The organism is Stenotrophomonas sp. B1-1 (genome assembly GCF_010894375.1).
In the GTDB taxonomy this organism is placed as follows: domain Bacteria; phylum Pseudomonadota; class Gammaproteobacteria; order Xanthomonadales; family Xanthomonadaceae; genus Stenotrophomonas.
The window spans coordinates 1-15294 of record NZ_JAAIUZ010000021.1 but is presented as its reverse complement, the minus strand read 5'-3'; the positions used below and the strand labels follow the sequence as shown (position 1 = coordinate 15294).

At 67.2% G+C, this 15294-nt stretch carries 13 protein-coding genes; 7 read left to right on the top strand and 6 right to left on the bottom strand.

The annotated features are described in order from the left end of the window. Positions 1–36: 36 nt before the first annotated feature. Positions 37–897, bottom strand: a complete 861-nt coding sequence (locus G4G00_RS16075; protein ID WP_108754547.1) for a class I SAM-dependent methyltransferase — start codon at positions 895–897, stop codon at positions 37–39. A gap of 169 nt (positions 898–1066) precedes the next feature. Here G4G00_RS16075 and G4G00_RS16070 point away from each other — a divergent pair, with 169 nt between their 5' ends. Beyond that, positions 1067–2023, top strand: coding sequence for an aldo/keto reductase (locus G4G00_RS16070; protein WP_108754548.1), 957 nt, complete (start codon positions 1067–1069; stop codon positions 2021–2023). 396 nt (positions 2024–2419) lie between these two features. After that, the gene (locus G4G00_RS16060) at positions 2420–3640 is read left to right on the top strand and encodes an RtcB family protein (RefSeq protein ID WP_108754550.1); all 1221 of its coding nucleotides are present in this window, start codon (positions 2420–2422) and stop codon (positions 3638–3640) included. 50 nt (positions 3641–3690) lie between these two features. Here the strand turns inward: G4G00_RS16060 and G4G00_RS16055 are convergent, their stop codons facing one another. Both G4G00_RS16055 and G4G00_RS16050 read right to left on the bottom strand, forming a co-directional pair. Then, on the bottom strand, positions 3691–4632 hold the full coding sequence (locus tag G4G00_RS16055; protein ID WP_164274984.1) for an NAD(P)/FAD-dependent oxidoreductase: 942 nt from the start codon (positions 4630–4632) through the stop codon (positions 3691–3693). After that, positions 4622–5077, bottom strand: a complete 456-nt coding sequence (locus G4G00_RS16050) for an Rrf2 family transcriptional regulator (RefSeq protein ID WP_108754552.1) — start codon at positions 5075–5077, stop codon at positions 4622–4624. The genes G4G00_RS16055 and G4G00_RS16050 overlap by 11 nt, the downstream gene beginning before the upstream one ends. Positions 5078–5260: 183 nt before the next feature. Between G4G00_RS16050 and G4G00_RS16045 the strand changes: the two genes are divergently transcribed. Next, positions 5261–7381 carry a methyl-accepting chemotaxis protein gene (locus G4G00_RS16045; protein WP_108754553.1) on the top strand — a complete coding sequence of 707 codons (2121 nt, stop codon included), beginning with the start codon at positions 5261–5263 and terminating at the stop codon, positions 7379–7381. 44 nt (positions 7382–7425) lie between these two features. Here G4G00_RS16045 and G4G00_RS16040 read toward each other — a convergent pair whose 3' ends face one another. Next, positions 7426–8328: a LysR family transcriptional regulator gene (locus tag G4G00_RS16040; RefSeq protein ID WP_164274981.1), complete on the bottom strand. Its 903-nt coding sequence runs from the start codon at positions 8326–8328 to the stop codon at positions 7426–7428. A 105-nt stretch (positions 8329–8433) separates the two neighbouring features. Between G4G00_RS16040 and G4G00_RS16035 the strand changes: the two genes are divergently transcribed. Beyond that, a complete protein-coding gene (locus G4G00_RS16035) occupies positions 8434–9648 on the top strand; it encodes an MFS transporter (RefSeq protein WP_164274979.1) in 1215 nt (404 codons plus the stop codon). 86 nt (positions 9649–9734) lie between these two features. Further along, a complete protein-coding gene (gene dkgB / locus G4G00_RS16030) occupies positions 9735–10544 on the top strand; it encodes a 2,5-didehydrogluconate reductase DkgB (RefSeq protein WP_108754556.1) in 810 nt (269 codons plus the stop codon). 115 nt (positions 10545–10659) lie between these two features. Here the strand turns inward: dkgB and G4G00_RS16025 are convergent, their stop codons facing one another. After that, positions 10660–11367 (bottom strand): alpha/beta hydrolase, encoded by a 708-nt coding sequence (locus tag G4G00_RS16025; RefSeq protein ID WP_108754557.1) that lies wholly within the window; start codon positions 11365–11367, stop codon positions 10660–10662. A gap of 123 nt (positions 11368–11490) precedes the next feature. On the opposite strand from G4G00_RS16025, the gene G4G00_RS16020 reads away from it, so the two are divergent. Continuing rightward, entirely contained in the window at positions 11491–11871 is a 381-nt protein-coding gene (locus tag G4G00_RS16020; RefSeq protein WP_108754558.1) for a YbjQ family protein, read from the top strand. 157 nt (positions 11872–12028) lie between these two features. Then, on the top strand, positions 12029–12388 hold the full coding sequence (locus G4G00_RS16015; RefSeq protein ID WP_108754559.1) for a hypothetical protein: 360 nt from the start codon (positions 12029–12031) through the stop codon (positions 12386–12388). A 31-nt stretch (positions 12389–12419) separates the two neighbouring features. Here the strand turns inward: G4G00_RS16015 and G4G00_RS16010 are convergent, their stop codons facing one another. Beyond that, positions 12420–15140, bottom strand: coding sequence for a bifunctional acetate--CoA ligase family protein/GNAT family N-acetyltransferase (locus G4G00_RS16010; RefSeq protein ID WP_164274976.1), 2721 nt, complete (start codon positions 15138–15140; stop codon positions 12420–12422). Positions 15141–15294: the final 154 nt, after the last annotated feature.

Genomic DNA, 15294 nt, shown 5'->3' with positions numbered 1-15294 from the left:
CTGCGCGCTCGCCGGGCGTGGCCCGGCGCTACCCTCTTACGGCTTCACGAACCGCAGGGTCATGCGGTCGCTCTCACCGATGGCCTGGTACTTGGCGTCGTCGGCCTTGTCATGCTGGTTGGTCGGCGGCAGGGTCCACACGCCATTGGGGTGGTCCTTGGTATCGCGCGGGTTCGCATTCACTTCGGTACGCGCGTCCAGCTTGAAGCCGGCGGCCTCGGCCATGGCGATCACCTGCTGCTGGCCCACATAGCCGGTGTCATCGTCGTCGGCCACGTCGGCCTTGGCACGGTGCTCGACCACGCCCAGCACGCCGCCCGGCTTGAGCACGTTGAAGAAGCCCTGGAACATGCCCTGCGCCTGGCCGGCCTTGCGCCAGTTGTGCACGTTGCGGAAGGTCAGCACCACATCGGCCGAAGCGGCCGGGCCGAACACCGGCTTGGCCGGGTCGTAGGCCACCACGGCGGTCTTGTCGAACTGCGCCGGGGCGCCGGCGAACTTCTTTTCCAGGCCATCACGGCTGCGCTGCTGGTAATCGCGGCCACGCCCTTCGGCCACCGCCTGCGGATCGACCACCGCGGCAATGTAATGGCCCTTGTCGCGCAGCAACGGCGCCAGGATTTCCGAGTACCAGCCGTTGCCGGGGGTGATCTCGATGACGGTCTTTTCCGGTGCCACGGTGAAGAACGCCAGCGTCTGCGCAGGATGACGGTATCCGTCACGCTTTACGTTGTTGGCATCGCGGGTAGGCGCCTTGATCGCAGCTTCCAGTGCCGGCGATACCTGGATCTTGGCCGGCGCCACGACGGCAGCGGGTGCGGCGATGGCGGGAACCGCTACCAGCAGCGCCGAAGCAAGCAGCAGGCGGCAACCACGCAGGGACGAAACAGCATTCATCGGGACGACTCCAGCGGAAGATGCGGCGAGACTAGCAGTCGCCGCGCCGCAGGTGTTCACAAAACGTTAGCGGCGTGCGCGCTGCGGAACACTGTTTTGTGGTCACCGCCGCAGCATGGTCACAGGTGGCGCTCTATGCTGGAGGACTTCCCCCAAGGAGTCCGTGTCCATGACGGCAACCCGCGAACTCGGCCGTTCCGGCCTGCATGTACGTCCGCTCGCCTTCGGCGGCAATGTGTTCGGTTGGAGCGCCGATGAAAAGGCCAGCTTCGCCCTGCTCGATGCCTTCGTCGATGCCGGGTTCAACCTGGTCGATACCGCCGATGTGTATTCGGCGTGGGTACCGGGCAACCAGGGCGGTGAATCGGAAACGCTGATCGGCAAGTGGTTCGCCCGCAGCGGCAAGCGTGACAAGGTCATCCTGGCGACCAAGGTGGCCAAGTGGGCCGAGCGCCCGGGCCTGACCCCGGACAACATCAACGCGGCGGTGGAAGATTCGCTGCGCCGCCTGCAGACCGATGTGATCGATCTGTACCAGGCCCACGAAGATGATGAGTCCACCCCGCTGGAGGCCACTCTGGCCGCGTTCGGTCGGCTGATCGAGGCCGGCAAGGTGCGCGCCATCGGCGCGTCCAATTACAGCGCCACGCGCCTGGCCGATGCGCTGAAGGTATCCAGCGATTACAAGCTGCCGCGCTACGAAACCCTGCAGCCGGAGTACAACCTGTACGACCGCGCCGGCTATGAAACCGAACTGGAGCCGCTGGTGCAGCGCGAACAGATTGGTGTGATCGGCTACTACGCGCTGGCCAGCGGCTTCCTGAGCGGAAAGTACCGCACCGCTGCCGATGCGGCCAAGAGCCCGGCGCGTGGCGAGATGGTGGTCAAGCGCTATCTGAACCCGCGCGGCCTGCGCATCCTGCAGGCGCTGGATGATGTGGCAAGCAAGCACAACGCCAGTGCCGCACAGATTGCACTGGCCTGGCAGATCGCACGGCCGTCGATCACCGCGCCGATTGTCAGCGCCACCAGCGTTGAACAGCTGCACGATCTGCTGGCCGCGGCCAACCTTGGCCTGAGCGTGCAGGACATCGCGCAGCTGGATGCGGCCAGCGCGGAAGGCTGAGGCAACGGATCAATCGCCCTGCATTGCGTGGTTGCGCACCACGGGTTCGTGGTTTATGGTGCGCGCCACGTTTCAACAGCTACCGGATTCCTTCCTTGAACACACCCGCCGTCGCCATCGCCAACCTGCTGCCATGCCTGCGCATGGACGTGGCGATTCGTGCGTCGGTGAAGGAATTCCCGCTGACAACGGCCTGATACCCGCGCTGCGGAGATCGGTCGCCCCGATCTCCGAGGCTTGGCGACGCCCTCGGAATGCAGTTCCGGGGGCGTTTTCGTTTGCGTCGTCACACGTATCGGCATTGCGCCGCGCACGCCTTCGTGCCCGCACTGCAACCACAGGAAAATGCCCACGGCCGCGCCGTGGTGCGGGCCTGTGCAGGACATTCATCACGACATGGACATTCAACACAATTATCAATGGCTGCATGCCGAAGGCAGCACGCCGATCAAGGGCTGGGTGGACGGCGTTCCGCTGGAAGCCGAGGCCCACGCGCAGCTGCGCAACATCGCCGCGATCCCGTTCGTCGGGCCGTGGGTGGCGGTCATGCCCGACGTTCACCTGGGCAAGGGCGCAACGGTCGGCTCGGTCATCCCTACCCGGGGCGCGATCATTCCCGCCGCGGTGGGCGTGGACATCGGCTGTGGCATGGCGGCGGTACGCACCACGCTGCGCGCCAACGACCTGCCCGATGACCTGCGCCAACTGCGCAGCGGCATCGAGCGCAGTGTGCCGGTCGGCAACGGCCGTGGCGGCGAACACCAGCGGCTGCCCGACAGCATCGGCACCCGATTGGTGCAGTCGGGGCTGGCCGCGGGGCTGGAGCGCATCAAGGAAAAGCACCGGAAGATCCGTACCGACAAGCTGGACTGCCAGCTGGGCACGCTGGGCGGTGGCAACCATTTCATCGAACTCTGCCTGGATGAAACCGATGCAGTGTGGGTGATGCTGCACAGCGGCTCGCGCGGCACCGGCAACCTGATCGGCACCTACTTCATCGAGCAGGCGCGGCGTGAACTGGAACGCCGCGTGCTCGGCTTCCATCTGCCCGACAGGGACCTGGCGTTCTTCATGGAAGGCGAACCGCTGTTCGACGATTACGTGCAGGCGGTGTCGTGGGCACAGGACTACGCCCGGCAGAACCGCGAAGCGATGATGGCGCGCGTGCTGGCCGAGATGCGCCAGCGCCTGCCGAAGTTCAAGCTGGCGGCGATGGCGGTGAACTGCCACCACAACTACGTGCAGAAGGAATCGCACGCCGGGCAGGAACTGCTGGTGACGCGCAAGGGTGCCGTCAGCGCCCGTGCCGGCGAACTGGGCATCATTCCCGGCAGCATGGGCACGCGCAGCTACATCGTGCGCGGCAAGGGCAACGCGGACAGCTTCCACAGCTGCAGCCACGGTGCCGGCCGGGTGATGAGCCGGGGTGCGGCGCGCCAGCAGATCACCCTGGCCCAGCACCGCGAAGCCACCGCGCACGTGGAGTGCCGCAAGGACAGCGGCGTGCTGGATGAATCACCGGCGGCGTACAAGTCGATCGATGATGTGATGGCCGCGCAGCGGGACCTGGTGGAAGTGGTGCACACGCTGCGCCAGGTGCTGTGCGTGAAGGGCTGAGGGTTCCCACCGCTCCGGTAGGTGTCGACCTTGGTCGACACATCGCGGGGTCAGAGCCCTTTCTGCGAAAGGGATCCGACCCCGGATCCGACCCCGCTGCTGTCTTCGCTCACCAGGGCGTGGTGGACGCCGATGCCGGCGCGCACGCCTTCGGCCATCGCCAGGGTGATGTTGCCCACCGTGGTCGCATCGCCTGCGGCATATACGTTCGCCACGCTGGTCTGCTTCATCGCATCCACCTGCACCAGCACGCCCAGCGGGTGTTCCACCAGCGCGCAGCCCAGCTGCTGTACCAGCGGGGTCGCCATCGCCTGCGGTGCGGCCACGAAAAGCGCACGCTGGGCGATGCGGCGGCCGTCGGCCAGCTCCACTTCCAGCCACGTGTCCTGATCGCCGCGCACGCCCAACACCGGGGTGTCTTCCACCTGCACGTTGCGCTGCTGCATGGCCGCGCGCTCGTCCTCGCTGATCGGCAGGCCCTGGCTGTAGAACGTGACATTGCCCCATTCGGCGAACAGCGGCGCCTTTCCTGCCGACAGCGGATGGCCACCCAGCACGCCGATGGCGCCGCCGCCCACCTCGTAGCCATGGCAGTACGGGCAGTGCAGCACGGTGCTGCCCCAGCGCTCGGCCAGGCCCGGCAGATCCGGCACCTGGTCGGCGATGCCGGTGGCCAGCAGCAGCTTGCGCGCGGCCAGCACCTGTCCATCGGCGGTGCGCACCTGCACGCCGTCGGCGCCGGCCTGCGCATCCACCGCTTCGCCGTGCAGCCAGCGTACGGTGGGGTAATCCAGCAGCTGCTGGCGCGCGTTCTTCAACAGATCGGCACCGCTGATGCCGTCCTGCCCCGGCACGCCGTGCGAGTGGCTGGCGAAGCGGTTGCGCGGCAGGCCGCTGTCGATGACGGTGATCGGGCGCCGTGCGCGCGCCAGGATCAGGCCGGCGGCGATGCCGGCGTAGCTGCCGCCGACGATGATGACATCAGGATTCATGGGAGCCTTCCAGGGAACGGTGATGGGCAAGGTGACGGGCGAAGTCGGCGCCCAGCTGGTCCAGCGTGCTGGCCTGCAGGCGCGCTTCCAGCAGGCGCTGGGCCTCGCGCGCGCCGTCCAGCAGCGCTTGGTTGACCAGCTGCTGGATCGGGCAGCCGCCGCCGCTGTCACGCGTACCGATCTGCACCAGCGGCGGTGAGCCCACCGCCACGTAAACGTCGTGCAGGGTGATCGCGGCCGCATCGCGGGCCAGTTGGCTGCCGCCGCCGTGGCCGCGACTGCTGTGCACCAGCCCCGCCTTGTGCAGCTGCGCCAGCAGGCGGCGGATCACCACTGGGTGGGTGGGCAGGCACGCGGCCAGTTGTTCGGAGGTACGCGGGCCCGGCTGGCCGACCAGATGGGCCATGACATGCAGCGCGTCGGACAGTGGATTGGCGGATTTCATGTAACAACAATAGTTACATTTAAACCGCCCGTCTACTGTCCGCTTTCGTCTCGTCTGGACACATCTGTCCTATGAAACACAACCTTCACCTCCCTAAACGGAACGGTAATGTGATCTGAATCTCACTTCAGGAGGCTCAAGAACGGTCGATACCGCATCGCCATTCATCCGTGAGCCCCTTCCATGAACGTGTCGTCCGCTGCGCCGCGACTGCAGTCCAAGTTGCTCGGTGCCGTCTCTGTTGGTCTGGCTGTCGTACTGCTGTGTGCCCTGGCCGGTCTGGCCACGGCCTGGCTGAAGTTGTCCACCGAAGTGCCGCCGGAGGTCGCGCTCAGCCGCGATGCCGAGCGCCTGCAACGCGAGTTCCGCAGCCAGGTGCAGGAGTGGAAGAACGTGCTGCTGCGCGGTCACGACGACGCGCTGCGGCAGCGCCATCTGGATGCCTTCGACAGCGAGGGCCGCGTGGTGGCCGAGCTCGCGCAGCGTGTGGCGGCCAGCCCCGATGCACGCACGCGCGAGCTGGCGCAGGCCTTCAGCGCGCAGCACACGCAGCTGCAGCAGGCCTACCACGGTGCGCTGCAGGCTTTTGCCGAGGCCCAGTACGACCCGGCCGCCGGTGACACCCTGGTGCGCGGCAAGGACCGCCCGGTCGCCGCCGCGCTGGATGCCCTGGGTGACCACACTGCGAAGGTGGCCGAAGCCGCGGTGGCCGCACGGTCGCAGGCGGCGCGGCACATGCTGGTGGTCAGCGGTGGGCTGACGATAGGCGCTGCCATCGCTCTGCTGCTGGCCCTGGGCTGGTGGCTGCGGCGCGCGGTGGTGCAGCCGGTGCTGGCGGTGGAAGCCGCCGCGCGCGCGGTCGCCGCCGGCGATCTGGACCACACCGTGCAGGTCCGCAGCCGTGACGAAATCGGTCGCCTGGCGCAGGCCATGCAGGCCGTACAGAACACCCTGCGTGGCGTGCTGGCCGCACAGGCCGGCATGGCCGAGCAGCACGAGGCCGGCACCATCAGCCACCGCATGGATGCCAGCGCTTTCCCCGGCGCTTACGGGCGCATGGTGGCCGACACCAACGCATTGGTGGACGCGCACATCCAGGTAAAGATGCGCGCGATCGCCATCATGGGCCGCTATGCCATTGGCGATCTGAGCCAGGACATGGAACGCCTGCCGGGCGAAAAGGCGGTGATCACCCAGGCGCTGGATGCAGTGAAGGCGAACCTGGGGGCGATCAACGGGCAGATCCGCGGTCTGGCCGAAGCCGCGGCGGCAGGTGATTTCAGCCAGCGCGGCGACAGCAGCCGTTTCCAGCACGACTTCCGCAGCATGGTGGAAGGCCTGAACCGCCTGATGCAGACCACCGAGCACAACCTGGGCGAGGTCTCCAGCATGCTGCGCGCCATCGCCGATGGTCGCCTGGGCGCGCGCATGCACGGCGATTTCCAGGGCGTGTTCGCCCGCATTGCCGGCGATGCCAATACCACTGCCGCCCAGCTGGCTACCATCGTCACCGATATCAAGCACACCTCGGGCAGCATCCACAGTGCGGCGGCGGAAATTGCCGCGGGTAACAACGATCTGTCACGGCGCACCGAGCAGCAGGCGGCGAACCTGGAAGAAACCGCCGCTTCGATGGAAGAGCTGACCTCGACCGTGCGGCAGAACGCCGAGCACGCACGCCAGGCCAATCAACTGGCGATCGGCGCACATGGCGTGGCCTCGCAGGGCGGCGCGGTGGTCGGCCAGGTGGTGGCGACCATGGATGCGATTGAAGCGTCGTCGCGGCAGATCGCCGAGATCATCAGCGTGATCGACGGCATTGCGTTCCAGACCAACATCCTGGCGCTGAACGCAGCGGTGGAAGCGGCGCGCGCGGGCGACCAGGGCCGTGGTTTTGCGGTGGTGGCCAGTGAAGTGCGCACGTTGGCACAGCGCTCGGCCGGCGCCGCCAAGGAGATCAAGGCGCTGATCGAAGCATCAGTGGAACAGGTGGGCCAAGGCACGCAGCACGTGCGCCAGGCCGGCAACACGATGGCCGAAATCGTGGCGTCGGTGCAGCGGGTGACCGACATCATGGCCGAGATTTCCGCCGCGTCGCAGGAACAGAGCGCGGGCATTGAACAGGTCAGCCAGACGGTGATCCAGATGGATGGCACCACCCAGCAGAACGCTGCGCTGGTGGAAGAAGCCAGTGCCGCAGCACGCAGCCTGGAACAGCAGGCCGACCGCTTGATCGACGCGGTGGATGTGTTCGATCTGTCGAGCGACACCGCGACGAAGAAAGCGTTGGCGCGCGCGGCGTAACGGTGTTGCATGGGTAGCGCCCGACCGTTGGTCGGGCGACGACCTCAGCGCGGGTCCTGGCCCTGCGCCATCGCCTCGCCCAGGTAATCCAGGAACGAACTGATGCGTGCCGATACGGCGGTGTTGCGGTAGTACACCGCGTGGATTGGCTGGTACACATCCAGCGTCTGCGCGGACAGCACCGGCACCAGCGTGCCGGCGGCGCGGTCGCGCGCGGTCACGAAGTCGGACAGGCAGGTGATGCCCACGCCTTCCACCGCCAGCCGGCGCAGCGTTTCACCGCTGGAAACGGCCACGTCCGGGCGCACCAGCAACTGCCCGTCGGCATCGCCCGGCAGCGGCCAACGATTCAGCGATTCCGGTTCGTTGAAGCTCAGCAGTGTGTGCTGCCCCAGCGCCGCCACGCTGCTCGGCTCGCCGTGGGCGGCCAGGTAGGCCGGGCTGGCCACCAGCTGCAACCGATAGCGGCCCAACGGCCGCGCATGCAGGGTTGAATCGGCCAGCGGGCCAATGCGGATGGCCAGGTCGGTACGCCGCTCCAGCAGGTCGATATAGCGCTCGGAACTGTTGAGCTCCAGCTGCACTTCGGGATAGCGCGCACGATAGCCGGCCACCAGCGGTGCGATCACATGCAGTACGAACGGCATCGCCGCATCCACCCGCAGTCGACCGACCGGGCGCTCGCGGCGAGCGGCCATCTGCTCCTCGGCCGATTCCACCGCATCGATGATCGCCCGCGCGTGGCGCAGGTAGGCCTCGCCTTCGGCGGTCAGGTGCAGCCGGCGCGTGGTGCGGGTCAGCAGGGTGGTACCCAGCTTTTCTTCCAGCCGGCCCAGCGCGCGGCTGACCCCCGAAGGGGTCTGCCCCAGCTGCTCGGCGGCGGCACTGATCGAACCGCTGTCGATCACCGCCAGGAAGGCCTGCATTTCGTCGAGGGTGGTCTTCATGCCGCCATTATTGACCAGCAGGCAATAGTGATTGGCGTGAAGACCGGTTTTTCAGCAAAGGTGGGCCGCGCACACTGCCCGCCTTCTCCTCCTCTGGACCCTGTCATGATCCGTGGCATTCCCCTGGCCCTGCTGGCGCTGACGCTCGGCGCGTTCGCCATCGGCACCACCGAATTCGTCATCGTCGGCCTCATCCCGACCATCGCCGCCGACCTGCACGTCAGCCTGCCCTCGGCCGGCCTGCTGGTTTCCCTGTACGCGCTGGGCGTGGCCATCGGCGCGCCGGTGCTGACCGCGCTGACCGGGCGCGTACCGCGCAAGCAGCTGCTGGTGGCGCTGATGGTGCTGTTCACCCTGGGCAACATCATTGCCTGGATGGCACCGGGCTATACCTCGCTGATCGCCGCGCGCATCCTCACTGGCCTGGCCCACGGCGTGTTCTTCTCCATCGGCTCGATCATCGCCACCGCGGTGGTGCCGAAGGAAAAGGCCGCCAGTGCCATCGCCATCATGTTCACCGGCCTGACCGTGGCGCTGGTGACCGGTGTGCCGCTGGGCACCTTCATCGGCCAGCACCTGGGCTGGCGTGCCACCTTCCTGGCCGTGGCCGCGCTGGGCGTGGTCGCCCTGCTGGGCGCGCTGCTGTTCGTGCCGCGCACGGTGCCGCAGAGCGCGCCGGCCAGCTTCCGCCAGCAACTGGGCGTGCTGGCGCAGCCGCGCCTGCTGCTGGTCTATGCGATGACCGCGCTGGGCTACGGCGGCACCTTCCTGGCCTTCACCTACCTGGCGCCGATCCTGCAGGACGTGACCGGCTTTTCGGCCAATGCGGTCAGCCTGGTGCTGCTGGTGTACGGCGTGTCGGTGGCGATCGGCAACCTGTGGGGCGGCCGCCTGGCCGACCGGCTGGGCCCGGTGCCCGCACTGAAGCGCATCTTCGCCCTGCTGGCGCTGGTGCTGTTCGTGCTCACCTTCACCGCCCACAACACCTGGTTGATGCTGCTGACCGTGCTGGCGCTGGGCGCGGTCGCCTTCGGCAACGTGCCGGGCCTGCAGGTGTACGTGGTCAAGCAGGCGCAGCGCTATGCACCGCAGGCGACCGACGTGGCCTCGGGCCTGAACATCGCCGCGTTCAACATCGGCATCGCCCTGGGCGCCTCGCTGGGTGGCCTGGTGGTGGAGCATATCGGCCTGATGCACACGCCGTGGCTGGGTGCGCTGGTGGTCCTGGCCGCCTATGCACTGACCGCACTCAGCGGCCGCCTGGACCGCCGCGATGGCGTGGACCACCGCGCCGAAGGCATTGCCGCCGCCGCACATTGACCGGCCATGCAATGCACCGTTGCCGGCATGCATACGGCCGCTGACCTACCCTTCCTGTTCACTCCTTTCCCCCGTTGGAGCTTCCCATGACTGTCCCCGCCTTTGGCCTTGGCACCTTCCGCCTGAAAGACCAGACCGTGATCGATTCGGTGCGCAACGCACTGGACGTCGGCTACCGCGCCGTGGATACCGCGCAGATCTATGACAACGAGGCCGAAGTCGGCCAGGCGATCGCCGAATCCGGCGTGCCGCGCGAGGATATCTACCTGACCACCAAGGTGTGGATCAGCGAGTTCAAGCACGACGCGTTGCTGGCCAGCCTGCGCACCAGCCTGCAGAAGCTGCGCACCGACCATGTGGACCTGGCCCTGATCCACTGGCCTTCGCCGAACGACAAGGTGGATGTGCCGATGGAGGAATACCTGCCGGCACTGGCCGAGGCCAAGGCGCAGGGCCTGACCCGCGAGATCGGCATTTCCAACTTCACCATCGCCCAGACCCGCAAGGCGATCGAGATCCTGGGCGCCGATGCCATCGCCACCAACCAGATCGAGATCCACCCGTACCTGCAGAACCGCCTGCTGGTGAAGTTCCTGCAGGACAACGGCATCCGCATTACCGCCTACATGAGCCTGGCCTATGGCGAGGTGTTGAAGGACCCCGTAATCCAGGCCATTGCCGGCCGCCACCAGGCCACCCCGGCCCAGGTTGCGCTGGCCTGGGCGCTGCAGCAGGGCTTTGCGGTCATTCCCTCGTCCACCAAGCGCGAGAACCTGGCCGGCAACCTGGAAGCCGCCGCGATCCGCCTGACCGACGATGATATGGCGCAGATCGCCAAGCTGGACCGCGGCCATCGCCTGGCCAACCCGGAAGGCATTGCCCCGGCCTGGGATTGATCCCGGCTGCGGTTACCGGCTGGAATTGGTAGGTGCCGACCTTGGTCGGCACTGGGCTCTGATCGATCGTTGAAACACCGTGCCGACCAAGGTCGGCACCTACCAGAAGCGGGGTTCAGCCCCTGCTCTGCAACAGCCAGCCGCGCATTGCCGCACTGACTTCGTCCGGCTTTTCCATCGGTGCCAGGTGCCCGCAATCGGGCACCACCACCAGCTGCGACTGTGGCACCAGCGCGTGCATTTCCTCGCTTACCGCCAACGGCGTGATGCGGTCGTTGGCCCCGCAGACGATCAGCAGCGGATCGCGGTAGGCGGCCAGCACGTCATGGCCATCGCGGCGTTCCAGCCCACTCTGGCGCATGAAAACTTCCGCCCCCAGGCGTGCGGTCATATCACGTACGCGCTGCACCAGCACGTAGTCGTCCAGCCGCGAGGCATCAATGTAGCTGCGCATCAGCGCATCGCCAAACCCATGGAATTTGCCCGGCAGGCGCACGCTGGCGCGCTGACTGCGGCGCTGCTCGGCGCGCTCCGGCGAATCGGCATGGATCGAGGTATCGACCAGCGCCAGCCGCAGCACGCGCTCGGGCGCGATGCGCAGGATCTGCTGGGCGACGAAGCCGCCCAGGGAGAAACCGGCCAGCGCGAAGCGCTCGGGCGCCTGCGCCAGCACGTCCTCGGCCACAGCCTGCAGGGTTTCACCACGGGTCTGGTCGCCCACCGTGCAGTCGGCGATGTCGGCCAGATCGGCCAGCTGCGCGCGCCACAGCTCGGCATCGTTGAGCAGGCCGGGCAACAGCAGAAGGGGGATGCGTTCGGTCATGGGGGTATTGTCGCGCCGGCGGGGCGACGTGGCCATGCCGGAACGGGCGATTGCACGGTAGAGTCGAGCACAGCCAGTCGAGCACGGCTCGACTCTACAAAAGGCACCGACACGGACGCGATCATGGCAGACCCTTACAACAGCGGCATCCCTTCCCCTCCAGCCCTGCGCTTCGAGGATTCGCTGGTCACCACCGCCTTCGAGCTGCCCGGCTACCGGGTGGCCCGCAACCTGGGTGTGGTGCGCGGCATCACCGTGCGCTCGCGCTCGATCGTCGGCAATTTCCTTGGTGGCATCCAGACAATCTTTGGCGGCAACATCACCATCTACACCGAGCTGTGCGAACAGGCCCGCGAGGAGACCTACCGGGATATGGTGAAGCATGCGCGGCAGCTGGGGGCCAACGCGATCATCGGCATGCGCTACGACGCCACCGATGTGATGACCGGACTGACCGAGGTGCTGTGCTACGGCACGGCGGTGGTGGTGGAGCCGTTGCGATGATCCTGGCGTAGAGTCGAGCTTGCTCGACTGCGGTGCGCAAAGCAGTCGAGCAAGCTCGACTCTACGAAGATCCAAAGCAGTCGAGCAAGCTCGACTCTACGAAGATCCAGAGCAGTCGAGCAAGCTCGACTCTACTCTTTGTCCGGGGAGATGAGTGATGTCCAGATTGTCGATGATCACGCTGTGCCTTGTTCTGGCATGCCTACCCGTTGCGTGTGGAGCCTCCGGGAAGGTTTCGCTGCAGACACTGCCTGAAAAGACACGCGCCAATATTCTGGCCGCCAGGGAGCAACCCGACTGCGTGCGTGTTGTGGACGCCTACGTCTCGCGTACCCGGGCTTGGAAAGCCACGACCTACTTTGTAGCCCTGTCGTCCTCCGTGGCAGATGGTCGTGCCTTTGACGTATTGCATGAGGAGGACCTTGCCGATCCACTGTCCATGGCCGAACGCAGATCGTTCCATGTGGAGTTGGATCAATCCTGCAGCAAGGTGACTGAAGAGTTGCGCTTCCAGTAAGGAGCGCGGGATTGCGCTATCAAGGCGCCGGTCATGCCGGCGCCGCGGGCACCTCAACCTGCTGCACCGGCAGGGTCACCACCATCACGGTAGGGTCGTCCGGGTCCAGCTTTGCCTTGAAGCCCAGGCTCTGGCACATCGCCAGCATGGTGCTGTTCTCGCGCAGCACCTGGCCTTCCACTACGTCCAGGCCCAGCCACTTGGCGTACTCGATCATGATCGCCATCAGGCGCCAGCCGATGCCGTGGCCCTTCAGGTCCGAGCGGATCAGGATGCCGTACTCGCCGCGATGGTAATCGGCATCGGCATGCAGGCGCACCGCGCCCAGCATGTCGCCGCTGCGCGGGTCGATGGCCACCAGCGCGATCGAGCGCGCGTAGTCGAGCTGGGTCAGGCGCGCGATGAATTCGTGGCTGAAGTGCTTCACCGACTGGAAGAAACGCAGGCGCAGGTCTTCGTCGCTGACCCGGGCGAAGAACGCGCGGAACAGCGCATCGTCTTCCGGCCGCACCGGGCGCACGAAGGCGCGGCCACCATCGGACAGATCGATGGTGCGTTCCCACTCCTTCGGGTACGGGAACACCGAGAAGCGCGGATGGCCACGGCCCTTGTGCAGGATACGCGAGGGTGCGATGGCCACGCGCGCATCGAGGGCCAGGATGCCCTTGCTGTCCACCAGCAGGGGATTGATGTCCAGCGTGCGCACTTCGGGAATGTCGGCGGCCAGCTGTGCCAGCTTCACCAGCGCCAGCGCCAGCGCGCGTTCGTCGGCCGCGGGCACATCGCCATAGGCCTTGAGGATGCGCGAGGCGCGGGTCTGGCCGATCAGTTCGTGCGCCAGGCGCAGATCCAGCGGTGGCAGCGCCAGCGCCTTGTCGTTGATCACTTCCACGGCGGTGCCGCCGCGCCCGACCACGATCACCGGCCCGAAGGTTGCATCATCGGCAATGCCGACGATGATCTCGCGCGCCTTCGGCCGCACGATGGTGGGCTGCACCAGCAGACCGTCGATGCGCGCATCGGGGCGCAGCTGGCGCGCGCGGGCAAGAATCGCGTTGGCCGCGCTCTGCACCGCCGGCAGCGTGGCCAGGTTCAGGCGCACGCCATCCACTTCCGATTTGTGCGGGATATCCGGTGACAGAATCTTCAATGCGACCGTGGCGCCGCGCTCCAGCAGCGGCTGGGCCAGGTCCATCGCCTCGTGCGCATCGCGCGCATGCAGCACCGGCGCCGACGGAATGCCGTAGGCCTTCAGCAGCTCATGGGTGGCCAGCGGATCGAGCCACTGCTGGCCGTTGCCCAGTGCAGATTCGACCAGCGCGCGCGCACGCGCGGTGTCTACGCTGAAATCCTGCGGCAGGCTGGGTGGCGTTTCCATCAGCGCGTTCTGCGCCTCGCGGTAGCGCACCAGGTGCTGGAAACCGCGCACGGCTTCGGCTTCGGTCGGATAGGTTGGTACGCGCGCGGCATTGAGCGTGGCGGTGGCCTGGTCATCGTTGCCCAGCCAGACGGCGAACACCGGCTTGTCGCGGTGGTGGCGCGGGCGCAGGCCAAGGGTGCGGGTGAGGGCCTGCGCCGCATCGGCCGACGAGGTGAACGCGGTGGGCACGTTGACCACCATCACCGCATCGTTTTCGCTGTCGGCCAGCAGCGCCTCGATGGCGGCGGCGTAGCGGTCACCATCGGCGTCCACCACGATGTCCACCGGGTTGCTGCGCGACCAGCCCTGCGGCAGCACCTTGTCCAGTGTTTCGACCGTGCTGTCGGACAGCTGTGCCAGGGTGCCGCGCAGGGCGACCAGCTGGTCCACGGCCAACCGGCCGACGCCGCCACCGTTGCTGAGCACGGCCAGTCGGCGGCCCGGGAACGTGCCGAGGCGGCCCAGGGTTTCGGCGGCGGTGAACAGCTCGTCCAGCGCACTGACGCGCAGCAGCCCGGCGCGGTTGAAGGCGGCGCCGTAGACATCATCGGCGCGGGCGAGCGCCTGCACATGGGTATCGGCGCTGCCGGGCTGAACGCGCTCGGCGCGGCCGGACTTCACCACGACCACCGGCTTGGCGCGCGCGGCGGCACGCGCGGCCGACATGAACTTGCGCGCGTCCTTGATGTGTTCGACGTACAGCAGGATGGCGCGGGTGCGATAGTCGGTGGCGAAGTAATCGAGCAGGTCACCGAAGTCGACGTCCAGGGTGTCGCCCAGCGATACCACGGCGGAGAAGCCGACCGAACGTGCGACGCCCCACTCCACCAGCGCCGCGGCAATCGCCGAGGATTCGGAAATCAACGCGAGGTCGCCGGCCTGCGGGAAATGCGCGGCGATGCTGGCATTGAGCCGCGCGTGCGGCGCGATCACGCCCAGGCAGTGCGGGCCGAGGATGCGCAGGCCATGCTTGCGCGCCACCGTTTCCACCTGTTCGGACAGCGAGCCCGGGCCTTCGCCCAGGTGCGCGGTGAGGATGATGGCCGCCTGCACGCCGCGTTCGGCGGCGGTGCGCACCACCTGCGGCACGATGGCCGCCGGCGCGGTGATCACCACCAGGTCGGGTACCCAGTCCAGGTCCTTCAGCCGCTTCACCGTGCGGATGCCATCGATCTCGGCATGGCGCGGGTTGATCCACGCCACCTTGCCGGGGAAGCCAGTGCCACGCAGGTTGCGCATCACCGCGCGGCCGGCCGAGCGTTCGCGCGGGCTGCCGCCGATCACCGCAACCGACTGCGGGCGGAACACGGACTGCAGATGGTAGGTACTCATGCGCCTACGGTACCGAAATTCCGTGGTGAAGGGGTCGGATCCCTTTCCGCAGGAAAGGGCTCTGACCCCCGCGTGACCGTGGCGCGTGCCCACCAAGGTGGGCACCTACCAGAGCACGCGGCGCGCGTTGGTGAAGGGGTCGGATCCCTTTCCG

Bases quoted from the DNA above. Each gene is read 5' to 3' on its own strand.
- G4G00_RS16035 (WP_164274979.1), top strand. From the start codon at position 8,434: ATGATCCGTGGCATTCCCCTGGCCCTGCTGGCGCTGACGCTCGGCGCG.
- G4G00_RS16025 (WP_108754557.1), bottom strand. From the start codon at position 11,367: ATGACCGAACGCATCCCCCTTCTGCTGTTGCCCGGCCTGCTCAACGAT.
- G4G00_RS16055 (WP_164274984.1), bottom strand. From the start codon at position 4,632: ATGAATCCTGATGTCATCATCGTCGGCGGCAGCTACGCCGGCATCGCC.
- G4G00_RS16075 (WP_108754547.1), bottom strand. From the start codon at position 897: ATGAATGCTGTTTCGTCCCTGCGTGGTTGCCGCCTGCTGCTTGCTTCG.
- G4G00_RS16050 (WP_108754552.1), bottom strand. From the start codon at position 5,077: ATGAAATCCGCCAATCCACTGTCCGACGCGCTGCATGTCATGGCCCAT.
- G4G00_RS16070 (WP_108754548.1), top strand. From the start codon at position 1,067: ATGACGGCAACCCGCGAACTCGGCCGTTCCGGCCTGCATGTACGTCCG.
- G4G00_RS16020 (WP_108754558.1), top strand. From the start codon at position 11,491: ATGGCAGACCCTTACAACAGCGGCATCCCTTCCCCTCCAGCCCTGCGC.
- G4G00_RS16010 (WP_164274976.1), bottom strand. From the start codon at position 15,140: ATGAGTACCTACCATCTGCAGTCCGTGTTCCGCCCGCAGTCGGTTGCG.
- G4G00_RS16040 (WP_164274981.1), bottom strand. From the start codon at position 8,328: ATGAAGACCACCCTCGACGAAATGCAGGCCTTCCTGGCGGTGATCGAC.
- G4G00_RS16060 (WP_108754550.1), top strand. From the start codon at position 2,420: ATGGACATTCAACACAATTATCAATGGCTGCATGCCGAAGGCAGCACG.
- dkgB (WP_108754556.1), top strand. From the start codon at position 9,735: ATGACTGTCCCCGCCTTTGGCCTTGGCACCTTCCGCCTGAAAGACCAG.
- G4G00_RS16015 (WP_108754559.1), top strand. From the start codon at position 12,029: ATGTCCAGATTGTCGATGATCACGCTGTGCCTTGTTCTGGCATGCCTA.
- G4G00_RS16045 (WP_108754553.1), top strand. From the start codon at position 5,261: ATGAACGTGTCGTCCGCTGCGCCGCGACTGCAGTCCAAGTTGCTCGGT.